This is a genomic window from Chroococcidiopsis sp. [FACHB-1243] (genome assembly GCF_014696895.1).
Classification (GTDB): domain Bacteria; phylum Cyanobacteriota; class Cyanobacteriia; order Cyanobacteriales; family Chroococcidiopsidaceae; genus Chroococcidiopsis.
This window is the reverse complement of the sequence record NZ_JACJQX010000035.1, coordinates 1-18,863: the sequence shown is the minus strand read 5'-3', so window position 1 is coordinate 18,863 and position 18,863 is coordinate 1. Positions and strand designations below refer to the sequence as shown.

The following is an 18,863-nucleotide window of genomic DNA, read 5'->3' as shown; positions in this document are numbered from 1 at the left end:
CGCTAAGGCGCAAAGCGATCGTGAAGTGATTTTCGTATGAGTACAATTGCCCAAACCGATCGCCTCACGATTCGTAGCTGGATTCCTGAAGAGGATGCAGAATCGGCTTTTCAAATTTATAGCGATCCAGAAGTGACGCGATTTCTGATGACGAAAACTAATTGTGTTGAAGACGCAGTTAAACTACTGGAGCGATGGGTATCGTTATCGACTCAACTCAATGGTGGAGGTTTTTGGGCGGTTGTCAATCAGGAAAATCAAGAAATTCTCGGTACAATTATTCTCATTCCCTTGCGAGATGAGTCAGAACAATGGACGCAAGATTATGAAATTGGTTGGCATTTGAAAAAATCTGCTTGGGGGAATGGATATGCTACGGAAGCAGCAAGGGCAATTCTTGACTATGGATTTAATATTTTAAAATTACCCATAATCTACTCAGTTACTAGACCCGAAAATACAGCTTCAATCCGCGTGATGCAAAGATTGAACATGATACCAATTGGACGGACTCATAAATACTACAAGATGGAACTTGAGATGTTTAAATTGGGCAAACTCACATAACAGATACTTAGCGCTGGAACTAGTAATGGTGAAGCCAGGAGACAGAAGACAGAAGACAGAAGTAGTTTTTCTCCCCCAGCTCTCTTCTCTCCCTCAGCTGGGCGACTCTCTCTTCCCTGCTCGTGCGCTCCCTGAGAACTGAATAATCAGTTAAATTAAAAGACTGTTGCAGCAAAGGAGAGAAGAGAATGTCGTCTGTAAAACCGACAATCTTAGTTACTGGTGGAGCGGGATATATTGGTTCCCATGCAGTATTAGCACTCAAACGGGCTGGATACGGTGTAGTCGTTCTCGATAACCTTGTGTACGGACATCGCGATCTGGTCGAACAGGTTTTACAGGTGGATTTGATTGTTGGTGATATTAACGATCGCCCCTTACTAGACGAATTATTTGCTAAGCACGACATCGCCGCTGTCATGCACTTTTCTGCTTATGCATATGTGGGCGAATCTGTCACGACTCCAGATAAATATTATCGTAATAACGTCGTTGCCACGCTCACCTTATTAGAGGCAATGCAGGCTGCATCAATCGATAAATTTGTCTTCTCTTCAACTTGCGCTACCTACGGCGTACCTAAAACAGTACCGATTCCCGAAGACCATCCCCAAAGTCCAATTAATCCCTACGGTGCGACTAAATTGATGGTAGAGCGAATTTTAGCTGACTTTGATGTTGCCTATGGCTTCAAGTCTGTCTGTTTTCGCTATTTTAATGCTGCTGGTGCAGATCCAACTGGATTGTTAGGAGAAGACCACGATCCAGAAACTCATTTAATTCCTTTGATACTGCAAACAGCTTTAGGTAAACGCCAGTCTGTCTCAATTTTTGGGACTGATTACGATACTCCTGACGGAACTTGTATTCGCGATTACATCCACGTTAGCGATTTAGCCGACGCTCATATTCTGGGCGTGGAATATCTGTTACAAGGTGGAGATTCAACAACTTTCAATTTAGGTAACGGTAACGGTTTCTCAGTTAGAGAAGTCATTGATGCTGCCAAGCAAGTCACGGGAAGAGAAATTAAAGTTGTAGAAAGCGATCGCCGCGCTGGAGATCCGCCTGCACTCGTCGGTAGTGGTGAAAAAGCCAGAAAAATTCTGGGCTGGAACCCTCAATATCCAGAGATAGATAAAATTATCAGTCATGCTTGGAACTGGCATCAAAAACGACACGGATAATAACTGAATAGCGTCATCGAGATGAATTATTTGTTACATTGAGAGCGATCGCCGGAGCGAGTTGTCGAGACAATCTCAGCGATCGCTTTCACCAATTCATCAGGATCTACAGGCTTAGGCAAATGCAACTGAAATCCTGCGGCGAGTGCCTTTTGTTGGTCGTATTCTCCAGCATAAGCAGTTAGGGCAATTGCAGGAATTGACAGCGATCGAGGCTGCACCATACTTCTAACTTTTTCTAACAGCATGTAACCATCCATCAGCGGCATTCCAATATCGCTCAAAATGATATCCGGCATTTGTTGAGACAAAGCCACTAGTGCATCTTCTGCCGAACTCACGACTGTCGCTTCTGCCCCATGCTGTTGTAACACGCAAGTCACATACTCTCGCATATCTGGATCGTCGTCTACTGCTAATACGCGCACGCCTTGTAGTGGTAATTGCTGAGTATTGGATGGCGAGTGATGCATCTCTCGACTCCCGACTCCCGACTCCCGACTCCCTTCCAACACAGGTAATGTCACAGTAAACGTAGCTCCCTGTCCTTCCCCCAGACTATCTACGCCAACCGTACCACCGTGTAATTCTACTAAGTGACGGACGATCGCCAGTCCCAAGCCCAATCCCCCAAAAGTCCGAGTTGTACTGCTATCGGCTTGGCGAAAGTAATCGAATACATAAGGCAGAAAATCAGGACTAATGCCTTTTCCAGTGTCAGAAACTTGGATTTGGACAGATTTTTGGGAGTCGGGAGTGGGAGAGTGGGAGTCGGGATTCGGAAGTTGAAGTGAAATCTCTACCCGTCCGCCAGCAGGAGTAAATTTAACCGCATTAGATATCAGATTCCATACCACCTGTTGCAATCGTCCTGAGTCCCCTAGAACTAGGGGAGTCGGGAGTGGGAGAGTGGGAGTCGGGAAGTTTTGGATTTTAGATTTTGGATTTTGGATTGTAATTGCTGCTTCCTTGTCTCCCTTGTCCCCCTTGTCTTTCCCTGCTCCCTGCTCCCTGCTCCCCGCTCCCTCAAAAACTAAATGAATCTGCTTCGCTTCAGCACTTAGTTGCACCGTTTCTATTGCAGCTCGGATCGTACTAACGAGATCTACCGGGACGAATTTTAATGCCAGTTTGCCTCGGAGAATGCGGGAGACATCAAGCAGATCGTCTACAAGTTGGGCTTGGAGTTTAGCATTGCGCTCGATAGTTTCTAAGGCGCGGTTTCTGGCTGCTTCATTATATTGACGCGATCGCAATAATTTTGCCCAACCGAGGATCGGGTTGAGGGGCGATCGCAATTCGTGGGATAGTACGGCTAAAAATTCATCTTTAATCCGATTTGCGGATTCTGCTACCTCTCTTGCCACTTTTTCAGCAGCGTACAACCGCGATCGCTCCAGAGCTTGGGCGCATTGCCGCGCTAGAGTCATCATAAAGGCACGTTCTGCCACATCGAAATCGCGGGGCTGGTTGAAACTTAGCCCTAAAGAACCGATCGTTCGCCCTTCGATTGTCAATGGTAAGCTGGCAATTGCTTGAGAACCAGAAGCAATATATGTATCTGCGAGACTCGGATAAAGCTGTTGATATTCAGCAGGCGATCGCGCGATGACCATTTCTCCGGTGCGGATTGTATCGGTGAGGGGAAGTGGTGTCGTTAGCGGAACGCGCCGATAGGGGGCAATTTCTGCTTCCTGGTAGCCAATCGAGCAGACAATCTCTACCGTTTTACCATTTTTATGCAGCAAACCGATCCAGCCTCTTGTGGCATTGAAGGCAGATAGTCCTTGATGCAGTAAAATTTCTCTGACTTGCTCTGTCGTCAATGCTTGAGCTAGAGCCGCAGTCAAATTTTGTAATTGGTAAACTCGTTGGATATTTAACTCTGCGAGTTGACGTGCTGCTTGCTCTTGCTGCAACAGGCGATCGCGCTCTAGTTCGGCACGTTTGCGATCGGTAATATCACTGACTAAAGAGACAAACCCCTCTACCTGTCCTCGACTGTCGAACTGAGGAATATAGACTGCTTCGATATAGCGCACTCCACCATCTTGATAGGGAACTTGACTTTCGTATCTAACTGCTCGTCCTGCTAGTGCTTGCTCTACATAAGGGCGAATCTTCTCGTAAGCAGCTTCGCCTAAGACTTGCCGTATATGCCTGCCACAAATTTCTGTAGCGGGATGACCGAACCATTGTTCGTAGGTACGATTCACAAAGCGATAGCGCTGGTTAAGATCGACATAGGCAATCAGCGCGGGTACGGTGTTGGTAATTAGGCTTAATTCAGCTTCCCGTTGACTCAGTGATGTTTGAGTTTGTTTGAGTTGAGTGATATCGACTACAGTTGCACCTACACCCAATGTCTGTCCGTTTGCCAGACAAACGGGATAAAAATTGACCAGAGAATGGCGATAAACTCCTGGAGAATTTGTTTCACCGCTAAGTTCTTGATTAAGCAGTGGCTCTCCCGTTTGCATCACTTGCCGCAAAACTGGTTCTAGCGTATCGCCCCACCCTGGTAGCACTTCTCGCACGCTGCGATGGAAGTGGTCTTTGAGGGGGATGCCATTAATGTCTGCCAAAGCTTGGTTGACGTGGACGTAGCGGAGATCGGTGTCTAAAAAAGCTAAACCGATAGGAGAACTAGCTAACCAAGTATCGATCAATGCCAGGGTTGCTTCTTGTCGCTGCATTGCTTGCCTTAACTGGCGATGCAAGCGAGAGTTTTCCATTGCCAACCCGACGCGCCGTCCCAGTTCCTCCGCTAAGGTTAAATCTTCGTTACAGTAATGACGCTGAGAAGTTGTCAGCATCAGCGACAGTACGCCAAACACTTCTCTGCCTGCAATCAACGGGACGCAAATCGCAGATTTAATCCCTAGTTGCCGAAAAAATTTCAACTGCTCGGCATCTCGCGCCATAGCTACATAGTTGGCATCTGTGACTTCAGGAATTAATTCCGCTCGCCCTGTATGAAAAACTCTGGTAATTGGGTGTGCTTGGTCATTTAAATCTAAGGGATAGGCAGTTGTAAGTTGACGCACCAAGTCTGCTTGTGCGGGATCTGTAGCTTGAACGGCAACCAAAGGATTAATCGCCAAGTCTGCGGGGAGAATATCGACAGTGCAGAGGTCGGCAAATTCGGGAATAGTTAGTTCTACAACCGATCGCAACGTTGTTTCATAATCGAGGGAAGATGTGAGTACGGTGTTGGCACGATCTAAAAAAGCCAATCTTTGTTGCATTGCCTCTGCTTGAGCTTTGGCTTTCTGTTCTCGCTGTCGGTCGATCTCTGCTCTGTGCTTTGCTATGCGTAACTCCTCGCACAGATAGCTAATCATGACTCCTTGTAAAGCAAACAAGCCCATCCTCAGCAAGTCGGGCAGGTTAATTGTGAATGCATAATTCGGCTCGTGGAAGAAATAATTACTGAATAGAATCGATAAGACAGTTGCTACTATTCCAGGTTTTAACCCTCCATACCAAGCCGCGATCGCTACTGCCCCATAAAACAGCAAAAACGGAGTTTTTGTCATTCCCAACCAATTGTCTAGCCCCAGCATGAGCGTCAGAGCTAGCATTACGACAAGGATGGCAACCCCGTAGGAAGCAATCTGGGAGCGGGTAACTTTTGGCATGGAATGCTTAGAGGTATCTATTGCATACCTTAGTTAGCTGCTATCTTCTACCATATGACAGATAAATGTCTTCCTCTATTCTTCTTGAGATAGATTTTAGGCTGCACAGAGCAGATAAAATTCGGATCTAATTTCTGAGGATGCCAAATTCATCTCTGGCACAACACTTAAAGTGGATGAAGCTGACTCAGCAGCAATTTAGACTATCCCCTTCTATTAGGCTTTTTAGTAAACCAATCTGTCTTAGCTAGTGCCAACTGATCGTCAGAAAGAGTCGCACCAGTTAGGTTAGCACCGCACAAATTTGCGCCTCTAAGGTTAGCATTGCTCAGATAAGCACCGCTCAAATCTGCACCGCGTAAATCGGCTCCCGACAAATCGGTATAACTCATGTATGCTTTGGTCAATACGGCATTTCTCAGATTGGCTTGACTGAGACAAGCTTGCCCAAAATCACCGTTACACAAAACTGCTTCTTGCAAGTTTGCGCGATCGAGCCTGGAAGCGTAACATTTAATACCTGCAAGATTTTTTCTCCGTAAATCGATCGCACTCAAGTCTTGAGAGGTAAAATCTCTTCTGCCATTGATGTATGCATTCAGTAAACTACCAGAGTCTAGACGCTCCGCTTCTTTGGATTTTAATTTGGTTGGGCTAGGGGTTTTTACGGTTGTTACAGCATTTGCTCTAGCAGCAACTGGCTGTTGGCGAGTCATTTGAGTATTTACACCAGTCGTAGCACCCAACTCGCGCCGCGCCCGAATATTCTGAGCTAATGCTGCTACGTACTGCTGATGGGAATTCAAGCCAGAATAAACTGGTTGCGAAGGTTGAGATGGTTGGGAAGCAGGGGTACTCGTGGGGCGCGAGCGAATTTGTGTAGCCATCCCAGACGAGATGCTGTCGAAGTATGGTTCCATCTCCAAAGCTTTCAGGACTTCATCAGCCGATTGATAGCGGTGGCGCACGGAAGCCTCAACCATCTTCCGCAGAACGGTAGTTAGGTGCTGACTAATTCTGACTTCTTGCTCCCAGAGCATTTCACCTGTAGAAGGGTGATAGTCAAAATCTTTAGGAGATTTTCCAGTTAAGAGAAAAATACAGGTGATGCCCACAGCATAAACATCGCTGGCGTAGACTGGGCGCATTGCAATTTGTTCTGGTGGTGCAAAGCCATTCGTTCCCACAGAAAAAGCAGTCAGGGTGGTATTTTCGATTTGGCTGCTATAGGTTTTGCTAACTTGATTCTTGACCGCACCAAAATCAATCAATACCAGTCTGCCGTCTTCACTGCGGCGGATCAAGTTATTGGGCTTGATGTCTCGATGGATAACTTGTTGCGAGTGAATATATTTTAAAATGCCTAAGATTTCACTTAAAAATTGCTTGACTCCAGCTTCGCTCATTGCACCTTTACGTTTGATCTCTTGCTGGATGGTTAAACCGTTGACGAATTCTTGAACTAGATAAAATTCTCGATCGGTTTCAAAATAGTCTAATAATCTTGGTACTTGGGGATGATTGCCAATTTTGCCAAGGGTTTGTGCTTCTCTGGCGAACAATTCCCGCGCCATTGTCAAAATCTCAGGTGTGTTGATTGAGGGGCGCAGTTGTTTAATGACGCACCAGGGTTGTCCGGGTAAACTATCATCTTGAGCTAAGAAGGTTGCACCAAAGCCACCTTGGGCTAGTGCTTGCGTCACGCGGTAGCGATCGCGCAGTTTTTGCAGGGGCGACCCACAAGACTGACACTGTGCGACAGAATTTGGGTTTTCTGGAGACTGGCAAGTTGGATTTAAGCAGTAGCTCATAACAGACTCGACATTGTACAATGGACGTAAACAGAGTTGTTACACTCTGAATCAATTATTCAAATAAAAATTGACTTTTACTAGGTGAGTCTTGCGGAGAATCGTTGAAGAATTGCTAAAGTTATCGGCAGCAATATCGGGTAATTGTGAGTTTTGTTTAAACATCAATTAGCCAGCTATTGGACTAGGGGGTAAAAGCACGTAGGTTTTGGATCGAGAATTTTGTAAGATAGATGAGCTGCGATTGAAACAAGCAAACACACTCCATGCGTATCTCTTTGAACTGGCTGCGGGAAATAGTCGATATCACGATGACTCCAGAGGAGTTGGCTCATACGCTCACTATGGCTGGCTTCGAGGTGGAAGAGATCGAAGACCGTCGTACTTGGGCTGATGGTGTCGTCATCGGCAAAGTATTGGAGTGTCAGCGCCACCCAAACGCCGATAAATTGAGCGTCACGAAGGTCGATGTTGGCAAAGGCGAACCTTTAAATATTGTGTGTGGCGCACCGAATGTACGTGCAGATATCTATGTAGCAGTTGCTACCGTTGGCACTTACTTACCTAAAATTGACGTGAAAATTCGCGCTGCCAATCTGCGGGGAGTGCGTTCCGAAGGCATGATTTGCTCTCTGGCAGAAATAGGACTATCGAAAGAATCTGCTGGTATCCATATTTTTGATGAAGTAGGGACGCACAGCCGTGCGCCCCTACAGTTGGGTGATGACGTTCGCCCCCTTCTAGGTTTAGACGACACAATTTTAGACTTGACAGCAACGGCAAATCGTGCTGATGCGTTGTGCATGGTAGGGATTGCACGAGAAGTGGCGGCTTTAACTGGAGCAACGCTGAGATTACCACAACCAGATGCTTTGTCGATTCCGACAACAGAGGGATTAGCGATCGCCGTTCTCCAACCGCAAGCTTGTCCGGCTTATATCGGTACTGCGATTGAAGGGATAAAAATTGCACCTTCTCCCGAATGGTTGCAACAGCGCTTGCAAGCAGCAGGAATGCGACCGATTAATAACGTGGTCGATGCGACCAACTACATTATGTTGGAGTGGGGACAACCGCTACACGCATTCGATCGCGATCGCTTATTAGCAGTAAGGGCGCACAGCAGTGCGCCCCTACCTATCACCATTGGCGTTCGCTTTGCTGAATCGGGAGAAAGTTTAAAAACTTTAGACGGACAAAGCCGCAACCTGACAAGCCAAACTCTGCTGATTACTGCCAACGACAAACCTGTAGCTTTAGCTGGAGTCATGGGAGGAGAAGCAACGGAAGTTGGCGACACAACTCAAAATCTATTATTAGAAGCAGCGTTATTTGATTCTGTGGCGATCCGTCGTTCAGCGCGCAGTTTGGGTTTGCGTACAGAAGCTTCGGCAAGGTACGAGCGCGGCGTGAATTATGCCGAGTTAGAATTAGCCTGTCGTCGCGCCATTAGTTTAATTCAGCAAATAGCTGGGGGTACAGCGGTAAGTCAGCAAATTGCCGATCGCAGACCCGACATGGGTACGCTGTCGCGATCGATCCAACTGCGCCTCGATCGCGTCAATCAAATTTTAGGCTTAGTCGATTTGGGCGATACAGATGGAGAATTGCAGCCAGATGAAATGCAACAAATCTTGACGGCGTTGGGTTGTCAAGTCACACCAGACGCAGAAAAAGAGCGAGTCTGGATCGTTACCGTGCCACCTTATCGCTATCGCGATTTAGAGCGAGAGATCGATTTAATTGAAGAAATTGCCCGCGTTTACGGTTACGATAAATTCTGCACCACGTTACCAGAAGCAACAGAATTTGGCTTTCTTTCGGTCGAACAACAGCTAACGCGGCAAATCCGAGAAGCGATGCGGTCGGCAGGATTAACAGAATTGATCCACTATTCTTTAGTGAAACCAGGGGAAGATCGGCAGGTGGTGCTAGCTAACCCTTTATTTGCCGAATATGCAGCCCTACGGACGGATTTGATTACTGGTTTAGTTGATGCCTTCCAATACAATTTGGAACAGGGAAATGGGGCGCTCAATGGTTTTGAAATTGGACGAATCTTCACTCAAGATGAAGCTGGAATCGATGAAATGGAGGCGATTGGAGGGATTTTAGGTGGCGATCCAATGCAAGGTAAATGGGTCAGCGCCGGACGCGATCGCCCCATGAGTTGGTATGAGGCAAAGGGTCTATTAGAAAGCGTATTTCAGCGTTTGGGATTGTCGATTGAATATCAACCCAGCCGACAAGATCCGCGCTTGCACCCAGGGCGCACGGCTTCTTTGTGGTTGCAGGGAAATCGCTTAGGTGTATTCGGACAGTTGCATCCTCAGTTACGGCAAGAAAGAGGTTTAGCGGATGAGGTTTATGTTTTCCAACTCGATTTAGATTTACTATTTGATGCTTTAGATGTAGAGGAAATGCTCGTTCCTCGCTTCAAACCTTATTCTACTTACCCAGCCACCGACAGAGATATTGCTTTTTTTGCTCCTGTAGATGTCTCGGTAGCAGAATTAGAACGGGCGATCGCTCATGCAGGTGGTCAGCTGTTAGAATCGGTAGAATTATTTGATGAATATAAAGGTCAAGGTGTCCCCGCAGGACAAAGAAGTTTGGCTTTTCGATTAGTTTATCGAGCCAGCGATCGCACTTTGACCGATGCAGAAGTAGAACCCATACATCAAAAGGTAAGAGAATTTCTCGTAGAGAAGTTTAGTCTAGATTTGAGAAGTTAATCGTAGGGGCGCACAGCCGTGCGCCCGTTTTGAAGTTAATCGTAGGGGCGCACAGCCGTGCGCCCGTTTTGAAGTTATTCGTCAGAGATTCTTTATGTCATCTCTTAAGGCTTTTCGTAGTTCGTTTCTAGATTTTATTGCCGATCCATTCTATATATCTGAATTAGAAAGCGTACGCTATATTCCTGATGGATTGTTAGTTTTAGAAGATGGCAAAATTAAAGAACTAGGAACCTACAATAGCCTCAAGCACAAATACCAAGAGACTTCAATAACTGCTTATCCTGGGATGCTGATAATGCCAGGATTTATTGACACTCACGTTCACTTTCCCCAACTAGAAATCATCGCCGCCTACGGGGAACAATTACTAACGTGGTTGAATAAATATACATTTCCTACTGAAGGTAAGTTTAAAGATAAAGCCTATGCTCAAAAAGTAGCTGCTATCTTTCTCGATGAATTATTGAAAAATGGTACAACAACAGCGTTAGTATTTGCTACCGTTCATTCTGAATCTGTAGATGCTTTTTTTGAGGAAGCTAACCGCCGCCATCTGCGAACGATCGCTGGTAAAGTGATGATGGATCGTAACGCTCCAGATTTTCTCACCGATACCGCAGAAACATCATATCAAGAAACAAAAGCACTCATTCAGAAATGGCATAAAAAAGACCGCTTGCTTTATGCTGTAACTCCTCGCTTCGCCATAACTTCAACTAACGAGCAATTACAAATCGCTGGAAGACTCTTAAAAGAATTTCCCGATGTTTATTTGCATACCCACATATCAGAAAATGTAGATGAAGTTGCATTTGTCAAACAATTATTTCCAGAAAGTCAGGGTTATTTGAACGTGTACGATCGCGCCGGATTAGTAGGCGATCGCTCTGTGTTTGCTCACGGAGTCCACTTAACTGATGCAGAGTTTCAAAGATTATCTCAAGCAAATGCCGCGATCGCATTTTGTCCGACATCAAATTTATTCTTAGGTAGCGGACTATTTAGAATTGAAACAGCTAAATCGAAAAATTATCCTGTGAAAGTTGGTTTGGGTACAGATGTGGGTGGTGGAACGAGTTTATCTATCCTACAAACTGCAAATGAAGCATACAAAATCGCTCAATTACGGCAACAAAAACTTTCCCCCTTTCAGGCACTATTTTTAGCGACTTTGGGAGGGGCAAAGGCACTAAATTTAGAAGATAAAATTGGTAATTTTGACCCTGGCAAAGAAGCAGATTTTATTGTCTTAGATCCGCGTGCTACACCATTGACGGCATTTCGTAATTCTGACACAACTCCAGCATCTTTAGAAGAATTAGCAGAAAGAATATTTACCTTAGTCATTATGGGAGACGATCGCGCTATACATGCTACTTATATTATGGGAGGATTGGTAATGGGTAATGGGTAATGGGTAATAGGTAATTGGTCATTTGTATTTTCACTAGCCACTAGTAACTAGCGACTGATTTAGTGACTTCTAAATAAATATATTCTAGTCGCACAGGTTGACGAGAAATAGCATTAAGAGGAATGCCTTCAAAGAGGAAGATAATTTCTTTTAAATCTAAAGATTCTGGGAGCCAAAAAGCAAGATCTTTACCATAGTAACGGTAGTTAAAACCTAATTCTATCGCCCGGGCAATCGCTTTTTCCGCTTCAGATGTCTGCACGATAATAATTTCTTCAGCAGATATGTATTGACGTAGTTGAGCTATACTACCTTCAGCGATTATTTGACCATTTTTCAAAATTCCAATTCTATGACAAAGACGTTCGGCTTCGTCTAATAAATGGGTGGTGAGTAAAATAGTAGTCCCTTGACGTTGGAGTTGTAAAATTAATTCCCAAATCTCATAACGCGCCTCTACATCTAAACCTGTGGTTGGTTCGTCTAGAATAACTAATTTGGGTTGATGAACTAAAGCGATCGCCATATTCAATCGCCGTTTCATGCCTCCACTGAGTTTTTCTACAGGAGTTTTTGCCCAGTCTAATAAGTTGACAGCAGCTAAACAAGACTGAATTTGCTGCTTTCTTTGCTTAACTGAAATACCGTAAAGCTGGGCAAAAAAATTAAGATTTTCCGTGCAAGTTAAGGTTTTGTAGAGTAAATTTTCTTGGGGGACAATACCAATAATTTTCTTAGTAGCATCAGAAACTGCTCGATCGCCAATCTTAACTTCTCCGCTATCTGCTTGTAGAAGATTACAAATAATATTTATTACAGTTGTTTTTCCTGCTCCATTTGCCCCTAATAAACCATAAATTTCTCCCGGTAAGATATGCAAAGTTAGGTCTTGCAATATTCGTCTTTTTCCGTAAGATTTATTAAGCTTCTGGATTCTTAACATGAGCAATCTTAGGAGCGAACAGTAAAGTAGGGTGGATAATCCCAACCCTACTTAATCTTGCAGAAAAAGTGGGCAGAGTTCACACTATCAAATTAGATGAAAAAAGTAAATATCGATCCGATCGATTGTATTTATATTGTAATTATAGAAGCAGTTGCCCATTAAGCGTCGATTGGAACGCTGCATCTCTATACTTGCTTCTTGTCTCTTTTGGTACTTACCTGTATTCGACAGACAGTATAAAATTGCAATTCATATACTTTACTTGTCATCCTTTTTGAGTGGTGGGTGAAGAAAGGGTGTAGGGTGTGGAGTGTGGGATGTAGGGTGTAGGGTGTAGGGTGTAGTGTTTTTTCTCCCTTGTCTCCCTTGTCTCCCTTGTCTCCCTTGTCTCCCTTGTCTCCCTTGTCTCCCCTGCTCCCCTGCTCCCCTGTCCCTCACGCAAGCATATGACTCAACCCCTTTGGCAACGGACAATTAGACCTTTTGGTGCAGCTGCCTTGCATGGTATTGCCAGTTATGGCGATCGCCTGTTAGCCATTGATAAGGTCAAAGGGTATTTGCTGCAAATCGATCCAGTTAGTGACAACACCACGATTTTGAATTGGCAAACCGCAGAAGAGTTTGTTGACGTAACGGGAATTGCGGTATGGGAAGACACTCTGTGGTGTACGCGGGACGATACGGTTTACTATTGCCAGTGGGGAGAATTTAAACTCAAACCTTTTGTTACCTTACCTTACACTGCCGATGGGGTTACAGTGTGGCGATCGACGATTTACATCACTTGTCAAAAAGCAGGTTATATCTTAATTTTTGACAGCAATACAGGAGTACAAATTACCAGATTTTTTGCTCCAGGGGTAGGGATAGAAAACATTACAGTTAAGGAAGAACATTTGTGGATATGCGATCGCACGGAACAGACAGTGTATTGTCTCGATCGCGCTACAGGAGACATTCAATTTAGCGTCTTAACTCCGTTTGAATGCCCTATGGGGTTGACTTTTTATACCCAGCCACAAACTAATGAGACATTACTATACGTCGCTTATGCATCAGAAGAGGCATATATCAGGGATAATCCTAATTTAGATCCGTCGCACGAATTAACCTATCGCGATCGCACCTTTATCCATCCGCTGCAATACCACTACAATTCCCAAGGACACTACGCTCTTTCCAACGGTTACGCGATCGAAATGGTCTATGCTGAGGAACTATCGCCGCTAGACCAAGTAGACTTAGAACAGGTAGAGTGGCGAATTGCCTTGCCTGCATCCACCGACCGTCAAAAAGTCGTCCACGTTGAACCGATTGGTCTGCCTTTTACAGAAGAAATCCAAGACGGACAGCGAGTCGCAGTATTTAAATTCGACCATTTAACAACAGGCGATCGCCATGTTTTCGGTTGGAAAGCGATCGTCGAAGTCCGCAGCATCAAGTATCGCATTGCCCCTAGAGAAGTAGAAAATATTCCCCCTCTTCCACCAGAATTTGCCCAGCGTTATTTGGTAGATGATGATGAATTAGCAATGGAATCATTCATCGTCCGTCGTGCTGCTCGCGAGGCGATCGGTAGCGAAACCAATATTCTGCGCCAGATGTACAGTATCCGCAATTACGTCTACGACCAACTATCCTATGGGATTAAACCTCACATCGACACGCCCGACATCGTTCTCGATCGCGGTGTTGGTTCTTGTGGCGAATATGTTGGTGTTTTACTGGCTTTGATGCGCTTAAATGGAATTGCTTGTCGTACAATCGGACGCTACAAGTGTCCTCCCTATGCCGAACACCAGCAAGTCCCCCTGCAACCGGATTTTAACCACGTTTGGGTAGAATTTTACTTACCAGGACTAGACTTATGGTTGCCGATGGAATCAAACCCCGACGACGTAGTAGAACAAGGTCCCTACCCTGCGAGATTTTTTATGGGTTTAGCCTGGTATCACATTGAAATTGGCAAAGGTATTTCCTTTGAAACCGTGAAAAGCAATGGCGTACCGTTAAATAAAGAAGAAATCTCAATTGGCGACTTAGCAATTAATCATATTCGGTTTACAATTTTGCATGAATTACCGCCTGTGGAGAAGTCGGAAGCCGGAAAATGAGGAAAAAAGGAGAACAAGGGAGATGAAGATTAGCAGGATGTATTTAAGTACATCCTGCTAATTTTTTACAGATTCAATATGACTTCTAGTAATATTGAAAGTATTTAGAAAGATTTGCTAGCGGTTTTAACTTTACGCTTAGACTTGCGATTGCTTTGACTATATTTATCATCAATATCGTAGCAAATATCATCATCAAAATCAATATCTCCATAGCAAGTTTCGTCATCAAAATCAATATCGTTGACTATGTGGTTTGATTTAGCAGCAACAATTCCAGTGAAAATTTTTTTCACCCAGTTCAGTAAAATCATATTTTTTTGCGTTCTCCTTAATACAGAGACAAATTATTTGATTACTCAAAAGTCTGACTGGGAAATCTTTTAGTTATGTTTTCCTGACAGTCAGCAACGTTTCTAACTGTATCAATGCAACATTAAAAAATAATTTACGTTACTTTAAGAAACAATTATTAGATTAAATTTTCTTTCCAGTGTAAATCATGTTTAAAAGACTCTTATTTGTAAAATCAGAACCTTGCTATAAATAATTATTTTAGATAGCCAAATCAGTTATATTTACTTTTATATAGCAATCCTATTTGATTCGTGAAAAAATTTAAGTATAGTAGGGTGTGTTATCGTACCGCGTAACGCACGCCTATACGAATAAGTGGTGCGTTACGCCATCATGCTAACGCACCCTACGTAGATTTCAAAAATCAAATATGAGTCCTATATATATTCTGTCAAAAATGAAAATAACAAAAATAAAATACGATTTTATAACGTATCTATTTTGTATTTCCGACTCACTAATTTGTTTGATCAAGGTAACGAATAAGGTTTAGAAAAGAGTTGTAGTCAGTAATCGGCTTAGCCACGAACTCGTCAGCTTGGGAAGCAGCAAGCAGAAACTGGCGTTCGCCTGCCAAAGCGTAAGCTGTCACGAGAATAATCGGAATTTGGGCTGTTTGCACTTGATTTTTTAACACGCGCGAAATATCAGCACCACTGACAGCTTGACCTTGCCACTGTGCGTCTGGCAAATTAATATCCATGATCACCAAATCGACTGCTTGCGTCTGACAGCGCCGGAAGATTTCTGCTGGATCGTCAGTAATGTAAACGTAATGACCCCCCAGACGTTGCAAGAGTTTGGCAGTACTACGAGCCAATGTGTAATCGTCATCAACTAAGAGAATATTCAAGCAGGCTACGAGAAAAAAATTAGAGCGCGATCGCAATTATATACAGTTATCAGTTATCAACGGAGAGTGATAATGGGTAATAGGTAGTTGGTAGTTGCTCCCTTGTCCCCCTTGTCCCCCCTGCTCCCTACTCCCTACTCCCTACTCCCTTGTCTCACAGGAAGAGTAAAACTAACTTTCGTGCCTTGTCCTAAACCCGCACTCTCTAGACTGATTTTTCCTCCCATCAGTTCTACTAAACGCTGACAGACGGTTAAGCCTAAACCCGTACCTCCATAGCGCCGTTTTACCGAACCGTCTGCTTGGACAAAAGGCTCAAATAATACTTCTGCTTGGCTTGGTTCGATCCCAATTCCAGTATCTGTCACCGAAATTTCAATTGCTGGTTCGTCAGTTTTGGTAATTGCCCGAATGCAAACTTGTCCGGTTTCGGTAAATTTAAAGGCATTAGCCAAGAGGTTAGTCAGGACTTGTCGCAATCGGAATTTATCGGCATAAATCCGCTCGACTTGACAATCAATGTTTAAGGGAATACCCTTGCAATTACTCTCAATTTGAAATAAACGTTGCAGTTCTGTCAACAGAGGCATTAACTCAAATTCTTCCGAATGCATCACCAATCTTCCGGCTTCAATTTTTGCCAGATCGAGAATATCGTTAATTAAAGTGACGAGATTTTCTGCTGATTGATAGGCAATTTGAATGTATTCTTTTAACTCTACTTCGTTGTAGTAAAGCCCTTCTTTGAGCAATTTCAAATAATTAAGCGTGGCTGCTAAAGGCGTGCGTAATTCATGACTAGTGGAGGAGAGAAAATCTGATTTGAGGCGATTGGCTTCTTCTGCCAGGGTGCGGGCAATATTCAGTTCTTGATTACGTCTTTCTAACAATTGCCTCTGCTGTCGTTCGTATTCATGCAATCGGTGCTGCATGACGGCAAGTGAGAGATGATTGGCTAGAGCTTGGACTAATTCTATTTCCGAACTCGTCCATTCTTTGCTTTGTCCTCGTTTCAATTCTCGCCAAGCCTCAAAAGAATTCCTCACTCTGGAAATACGTTCGTCAGGATCGAATCTTCCCGCCCAGGTAATATCAGTATCGATCGCATCGCGAAAAATGGTCAGGCAACCCAAGATTTCACTACCATAATGCAAGGGCATAACAAATAGGCTGCGGATATTCGTAGTTTGAAAGGCAGGAGCAACTTCTAGTAACTCCGGTGCTTGATAAAGATTGGCGATCGCTACATAGCCGTGCTGGGGGTTTCTACCAACATCAGCCATCAACTGTTGCCAAAATGGAGCGTTCTCTAACATCCCTTGAGGTTGGACTCTATCGGTATAAATTTCTGTAATTTGTGCTTGCCCTGTAGGACAAAAATATAGTCTGCCACCAGAACCATCAACACTGTTGACAATACTTTCAAGCGCAATTTGTAAAATTGTTTGAATTGAGTGGGGAGAGTGAAGCAGAGTTGAAATTTTGTTAATTAATTCTTGGCGAATAGCTCTTTCGCGTGCTTGCATCAATAGTTGAGATTGAGAAATTGCGATCGCGAGGTGTTCTACCACGAGTCGCACCACGTCTAATTGTTCCTGACGAAAAGTTTTTGGTTGCGCGTGGTGACAAGCTAGCAATCCCCACAACTGGCGATCGTGCAGGATAGGAATGACTAAGGAAGATTGCACCCCCATAGTTGTAAGATATTCAACGTGGCAAGGATCGACGGGGCGTTGAAGAATTTCTGTAACGGTTCTTTGCTGAACTTCCTCTACCGTCAAATCTCCTATAGTTTGGGGAGATTTCAAATAGCTGAGGCTAATCTGTTGTTGGGGAACGTCCACAATCGATCGCGCCCCAATTTTAACAAACATCTCCCGTGCGTGGGCAGGAACATCATCTGCGGGAAAATGTAACCCTAGCAAAGACGGTAGGCGCTTTGCCGCGATCGCTTCAGCAATCACTTGTCCCGTTCCGTCAGGGTGAAATTTATAAACTTTGACTCTATCTATTTGTAAAAATGCCCGAATCTCCTGCACGGCAACAGAGAGAATCTGCTGTAGTTCCAAAGATTGATGGATGCGATTCGTAATCCGATTTACCAGAGAATTTCGATTCAGTCCCAACCTATTTTGATGTTTTTTATGTCGCATATTCACGCACCACGCACCACGACGCGGCTTCATTGCGCGGGAAACCCGCGCAACCGCCCGCAACACCCCACGCACCACTTTCTTACCCATTTACCAATAATTCTTGCAATTGCCGTGAAATCTCATCTAACCCTGCATCTTTAGCTAAGAAAGCATCAGCTTCTTTACAGAAAATCTCGCCACTATTCAATTCGTTTTTTCCAATAAATGCAGTCACTAACACAAGAATGGGAGGTTCTAGTAAAACTTCTCTGATGTAACGAATAAATTTCCGTCCGTCAATTTCTCCGTAAGCATCGGGAGGCAGAGACAGATCGACCATAATTAAGTCATACTGCCGCACATCTTGAATTAAATCTTCGATTAGCGAGTTGGCATCATTGAAAACAGACACTTCAAAGGTATTTTTCAAAAAACGCTGAAGTGCCATGCACCAATTGCGATCGTCATCTAGTACTGCGATTCGGCACATGAAAAGGGAAACCCATAAAAGTTGATAAATCTTTACTAAACGCAGGCAAATTTTGACTAACTTCTTTTAGCTTAAAACTAGATAACCACTTGTTAGTTAAAAAAATAATTAAGCTAGAGGCGATCGCTTCTTGCATAATTGTCTGTGGCTTGCCTGAAAGTGCTGTCACTGGCTTTCCAGTTTCGTCTAAGCCGTAGGAGTCAGCATCTACCTTCACTCCCATAGCATGAGGCACAGCACCAGCGTTAGAGGTAGCAGTCAGCTGATTTTCATGTGTCTCAAATAGACAACGAGATCGCACATCCTAGCCTAGTTTCAGCTTAGCATCGGCATCGAAATTGAGAAACGAGCGGCTAACTAAATCATCAGGTAGGCAATGCCCACTCTACATTTAAATTTGATTTCTACTTTGTTGAACTATATTTTTTTGTTTAATATACTAACTATCATTGAAAAAATAGTAAACAATAAAGGAATACTAGCTATGAATGTAGCAATCCATAAAATAGCAGAAGTGTTGAATGTTAAGAAATCGCCATAAAAAAGCAGCCCAAAATGTGATAACTTTTGAGCTGAATAGAAATAATAAATGTTAACGATTGATGATACC

The 18,863-nt window shown here is 44.0% G+C and carries 14 protein-coding genes and 1 pseudogene; 5 read left to right on the top strand and 10 right to left on the bottom strand.

Annotation, left to right across the window (positions count from 1 at the left end):
• Positions 1 to 36: 36 nt before the first annotated feature.
• Together H6G17_RS23355 and galE are read left to right on the top strand one after the other, a co-directional pair.
• On the top strand, positions 37 to 567 hold the full coding sequence (locus tag H6G17_RS23355; RefSeq protein ID WP_192160997.1) for a GNAT family N-acetyltransferase: 531 nt from the start codon (positions 37 to 39) through the stop codon (positions 565 to 567).
• 188 nt (positions 568 to 755) lie between these two features.
• A complete protein-coding gene (galE, locus tag H6G17_RS23350) occupies positions 756 to 1,754 on the top strand; it encodes a UDP-glucose 4-epimerase GalE (RefSeq protein WP_192160996.1) in 999 nt (332 codons plus the stop codon).
• Positions 1,755 to 1,780: 26 nt separating this feature from the next.
• On the opposite strand, the gene H6G17_RS32835 is transcribed toward galE, so the two are convergent.
• Complete coding sequence (locus H6G17_RS32835) at positions 1,781 to 5,395, bottom strand: PAS domain-containing protein (RefSeq protein WP_199316950.1); 3,615 nt, start codon at positions 5,393 to 5,395, stop codon at positions 1,781 to 1,783.
• A gap of 203 nt (positions 5,396 to 5,598) precedes the next feature.
• A complete protein-coding gene (locus H6G17_RS23330; protein ID WP_192160995.1) occupies positions 5,599 to 7,206 on the bottom strand; it encodes a serine/threonine-protein kinase in 1,608 nt (535 codons plus the stop codon).
• 266 nt (positions 7,207 to 7,472) lie between these two features.
• Here H6G17_RS23330 and pheT point away from each other — a divergent pair, with 266 nt between their 5' ends.
• Together pheT and guaD are read left to right on the top strand one after the other, a co-directional pair.
• Entirely contained in the window at positions 7,473 to 9,941 is a 2,469-nt protein-coding gene (gene pheT, locus H6G17_RS23325; protein ID WP_192160994.1) for a phenylalanine--tRNA ligase subunit beta, read from the top strand.
• Positions 9,942 to 10,035: 94 nt separating this feature from the next.
• Positions 10,036 to 11,358 carry a guanine deaminase gene (gene guaD / locus H6G17_RS23320; protein ID WP_192160993.1) on the top strand — a complete coding sequence of 441 codons (1,323 nt, stop codon included), beginning with the start codon at positions 10,036 to 10,038 and terminating at the stop codon, positions 11,356 to 11,358.
• A gap of 40 nt (positions 11,359 to 11,398) precedes the next feature.
• Here guaD and H6G17_RS23315 read toward each other — a convergent pair whose 3' ends face one another.
• Positions 11,399 to 12,301: an ABC transporter ATP-binding protein gene (locus H6G17_RS23315; protein ID WP_192160992.1), complete on the bottom strand. Its 903-nt coding sequence runs from the start codon at positions 12,299 to 12,301 to the stop codon at positions 11,399 to 11,401.
• Positions 12,302 to 12,562: 261 nt separating this feature from the next.
• Complete coding sequence (locus H6G17_RS23310; RefSeq protein WP_192160991.1) at positions 12,563 to 12,742, bottom strand: hypothetical protein; 180 nt, start codon at positions 12,740 to 12,742, stop codon at positions 12,563 to 12,565.
• A gap of 8 nt (positions 12,743 to 12,750) precedes the next feature.
• On the opposite strand from H6G17_RS23310, the gene H6G17_RS23305 reads away from it, so the two are divergent.
• Positions 12,751 to 14,418 carry a transglutaminase family protein gene (locus H6G17_RS23305; RefSeq protein WP_192160990.1) on the top strand — a complete coding sequence of 556 codons (1,668 nt, stop codon included), beginning with the start codon at positions 12,751 to 12,753 and terminating at the stop codon, positions 14,416 to 14,418.
• A 104-nt stretch (positions 14,419 to 14,522) separates the two neighbouring features.
• On the opposite strand, the gene H6G17_RS23300 is transcribed toward H6G17_RS23305, so the two are convergent.
• The 6 genes and pseudogenes from H6G17_RS23300 to H6G17_RS33165 all read right to left on the bottom strand — a co-directional run.
• Entirely contained in the window at positions 14,523 to 14,732 is a 210-nt protein-coding gene (locus H6G17_RS23300) for a hypothetical protein (RefSeq protein WP_192160989.1), read from the bottom strand.
• Positions 14,733 to 15,232: 500 nt separating this feature from the next.
• On the bottom strand, positions 15,233 to 15,628 hold the full coding sequence (locus H6G17_RS23295) for a response regulator (RefSeq protein WP_192161038.1): 396 nt from the start codon (positions 15,626 to 15,628) through the stop codon (positions 15,233 to 15,235).
• A gap of 134 nt (positions 15,629 to 15,762) precedes the next feature.
• Complete coding sequence (locus tag H6G17_RS23290) at positions 15,763 to 17,871, bottom strand: ATP-binding protein (RefSeq protein WP_242038553.1); 2,109 nt, start codon at positions 17,869 to 17,871, stop codon at positions 15,763 to 15,765.
• Entirely contained in the window at positions 17,864 to 18,253 is a 390-nt protein-coding gene (locus H6G17_RS23285; protein ID WP_192160988.1) for a response regulator, read from the bottom strand. The genes H6G17_RS23290 and H6G17_RS23285 overlap by 8 nt, the downstream gene beginning before the upstream one ends.
• A gap of 115 nt (positions 18,254 to 18,368) precedes the next feature.
• A pseudogene (locus tag H6G17_RS34790) lies at positions 18,369 to 18,524 on the bottom strand (alkaline phosphatase); the annotation flags it as partial.
• Between the two features lie 146 nt (positions 18,525 to 18,670).
• Positions 18,671 to 18,863 (bottom strand): hypothetical protein (locus tag H6G17_RS33165; protein WP_206757169.1); only part of this gene is annotated, 193 nt, incomplete at its 5' end.

Bases quoted from the DNA above. Each gene is read 5' to 3' on its own strand.
- H6G17_RS23355 (WP_192160997.1), top strand. From the start codon at position 37: ATGAGTACAATTGCCCAAACCGATCGCCTCACGATTCGTAGCTGGATT.
- galE (WP_192160996.1), top strand. From the start codon at position 756: ATGTCGTCTGTAAAACCGACAATCTTAGTTACTGGTGGAGCGGGATAT.
- H6G17_RS32835 (WP_199316950.1), bottom strand. From the start codon at position 5,395: ATGCCAAAAGTTACCCGCTCCCAGATTGCTTCCTACGGGGTTGCCATC.
- H6G17_RS23330 (WP_192160995.1), bottom strand. From the start codon at position 7,206: ATGAGCTACTGCTTAAATCCAACTTGCCAGTCTCCAGAAAACCCAAAT.
- pheT (WP_192160994.1), top strand. From the start codon at position 7,473: ATGCGTATCTCTTTGAACTGGCTGCGGGAAATAGTCGATATCACGATG.
- guaD (WP_192160993.1), top strand. From the start codon at position 10,036: ATGTCATCTCTTAAGGCTTTTCGTAGTTCGTTTCTAGATTTTATTGCC.
- H6G17_RS23315 (WP_192160992.1), bottom strand. From the start codon at position 12,301: ATGTTAAGAATCCAGAAGCTTAATAAATCTTACGGAAAAAGACGAATA.
- H6G17_RS23305 (WP_192160990.1), top strand. From the start codon at position 12,751: ATGACTCAACCCCTTTGGCAACGGACAATTAGACCTTTTGGTGCAGCT.
- H6G17_RS23300 (WP_192160989.1), bottom strand. From the start codon at position 14,732: ATGATTTTACTGAACTGGGTGAAAAAAATTTTCACTGGAATTGTTGCT.
- H6G17_RS23290 (WP_242038553.1), bottom strand. From the start codon at position 17,871: ATGGGTAAGAAAGTGGTGCGTGGGGTGTTGCGGGCGGTTGCGCGGGTT.
- H6G17_RS23285 (WP_192160988.1), bottom strand. From the start codon at position 18,253: ATGTGCCGAATCGCAGTACTAGATGACGATCGCAATTGGTGCATGGCA.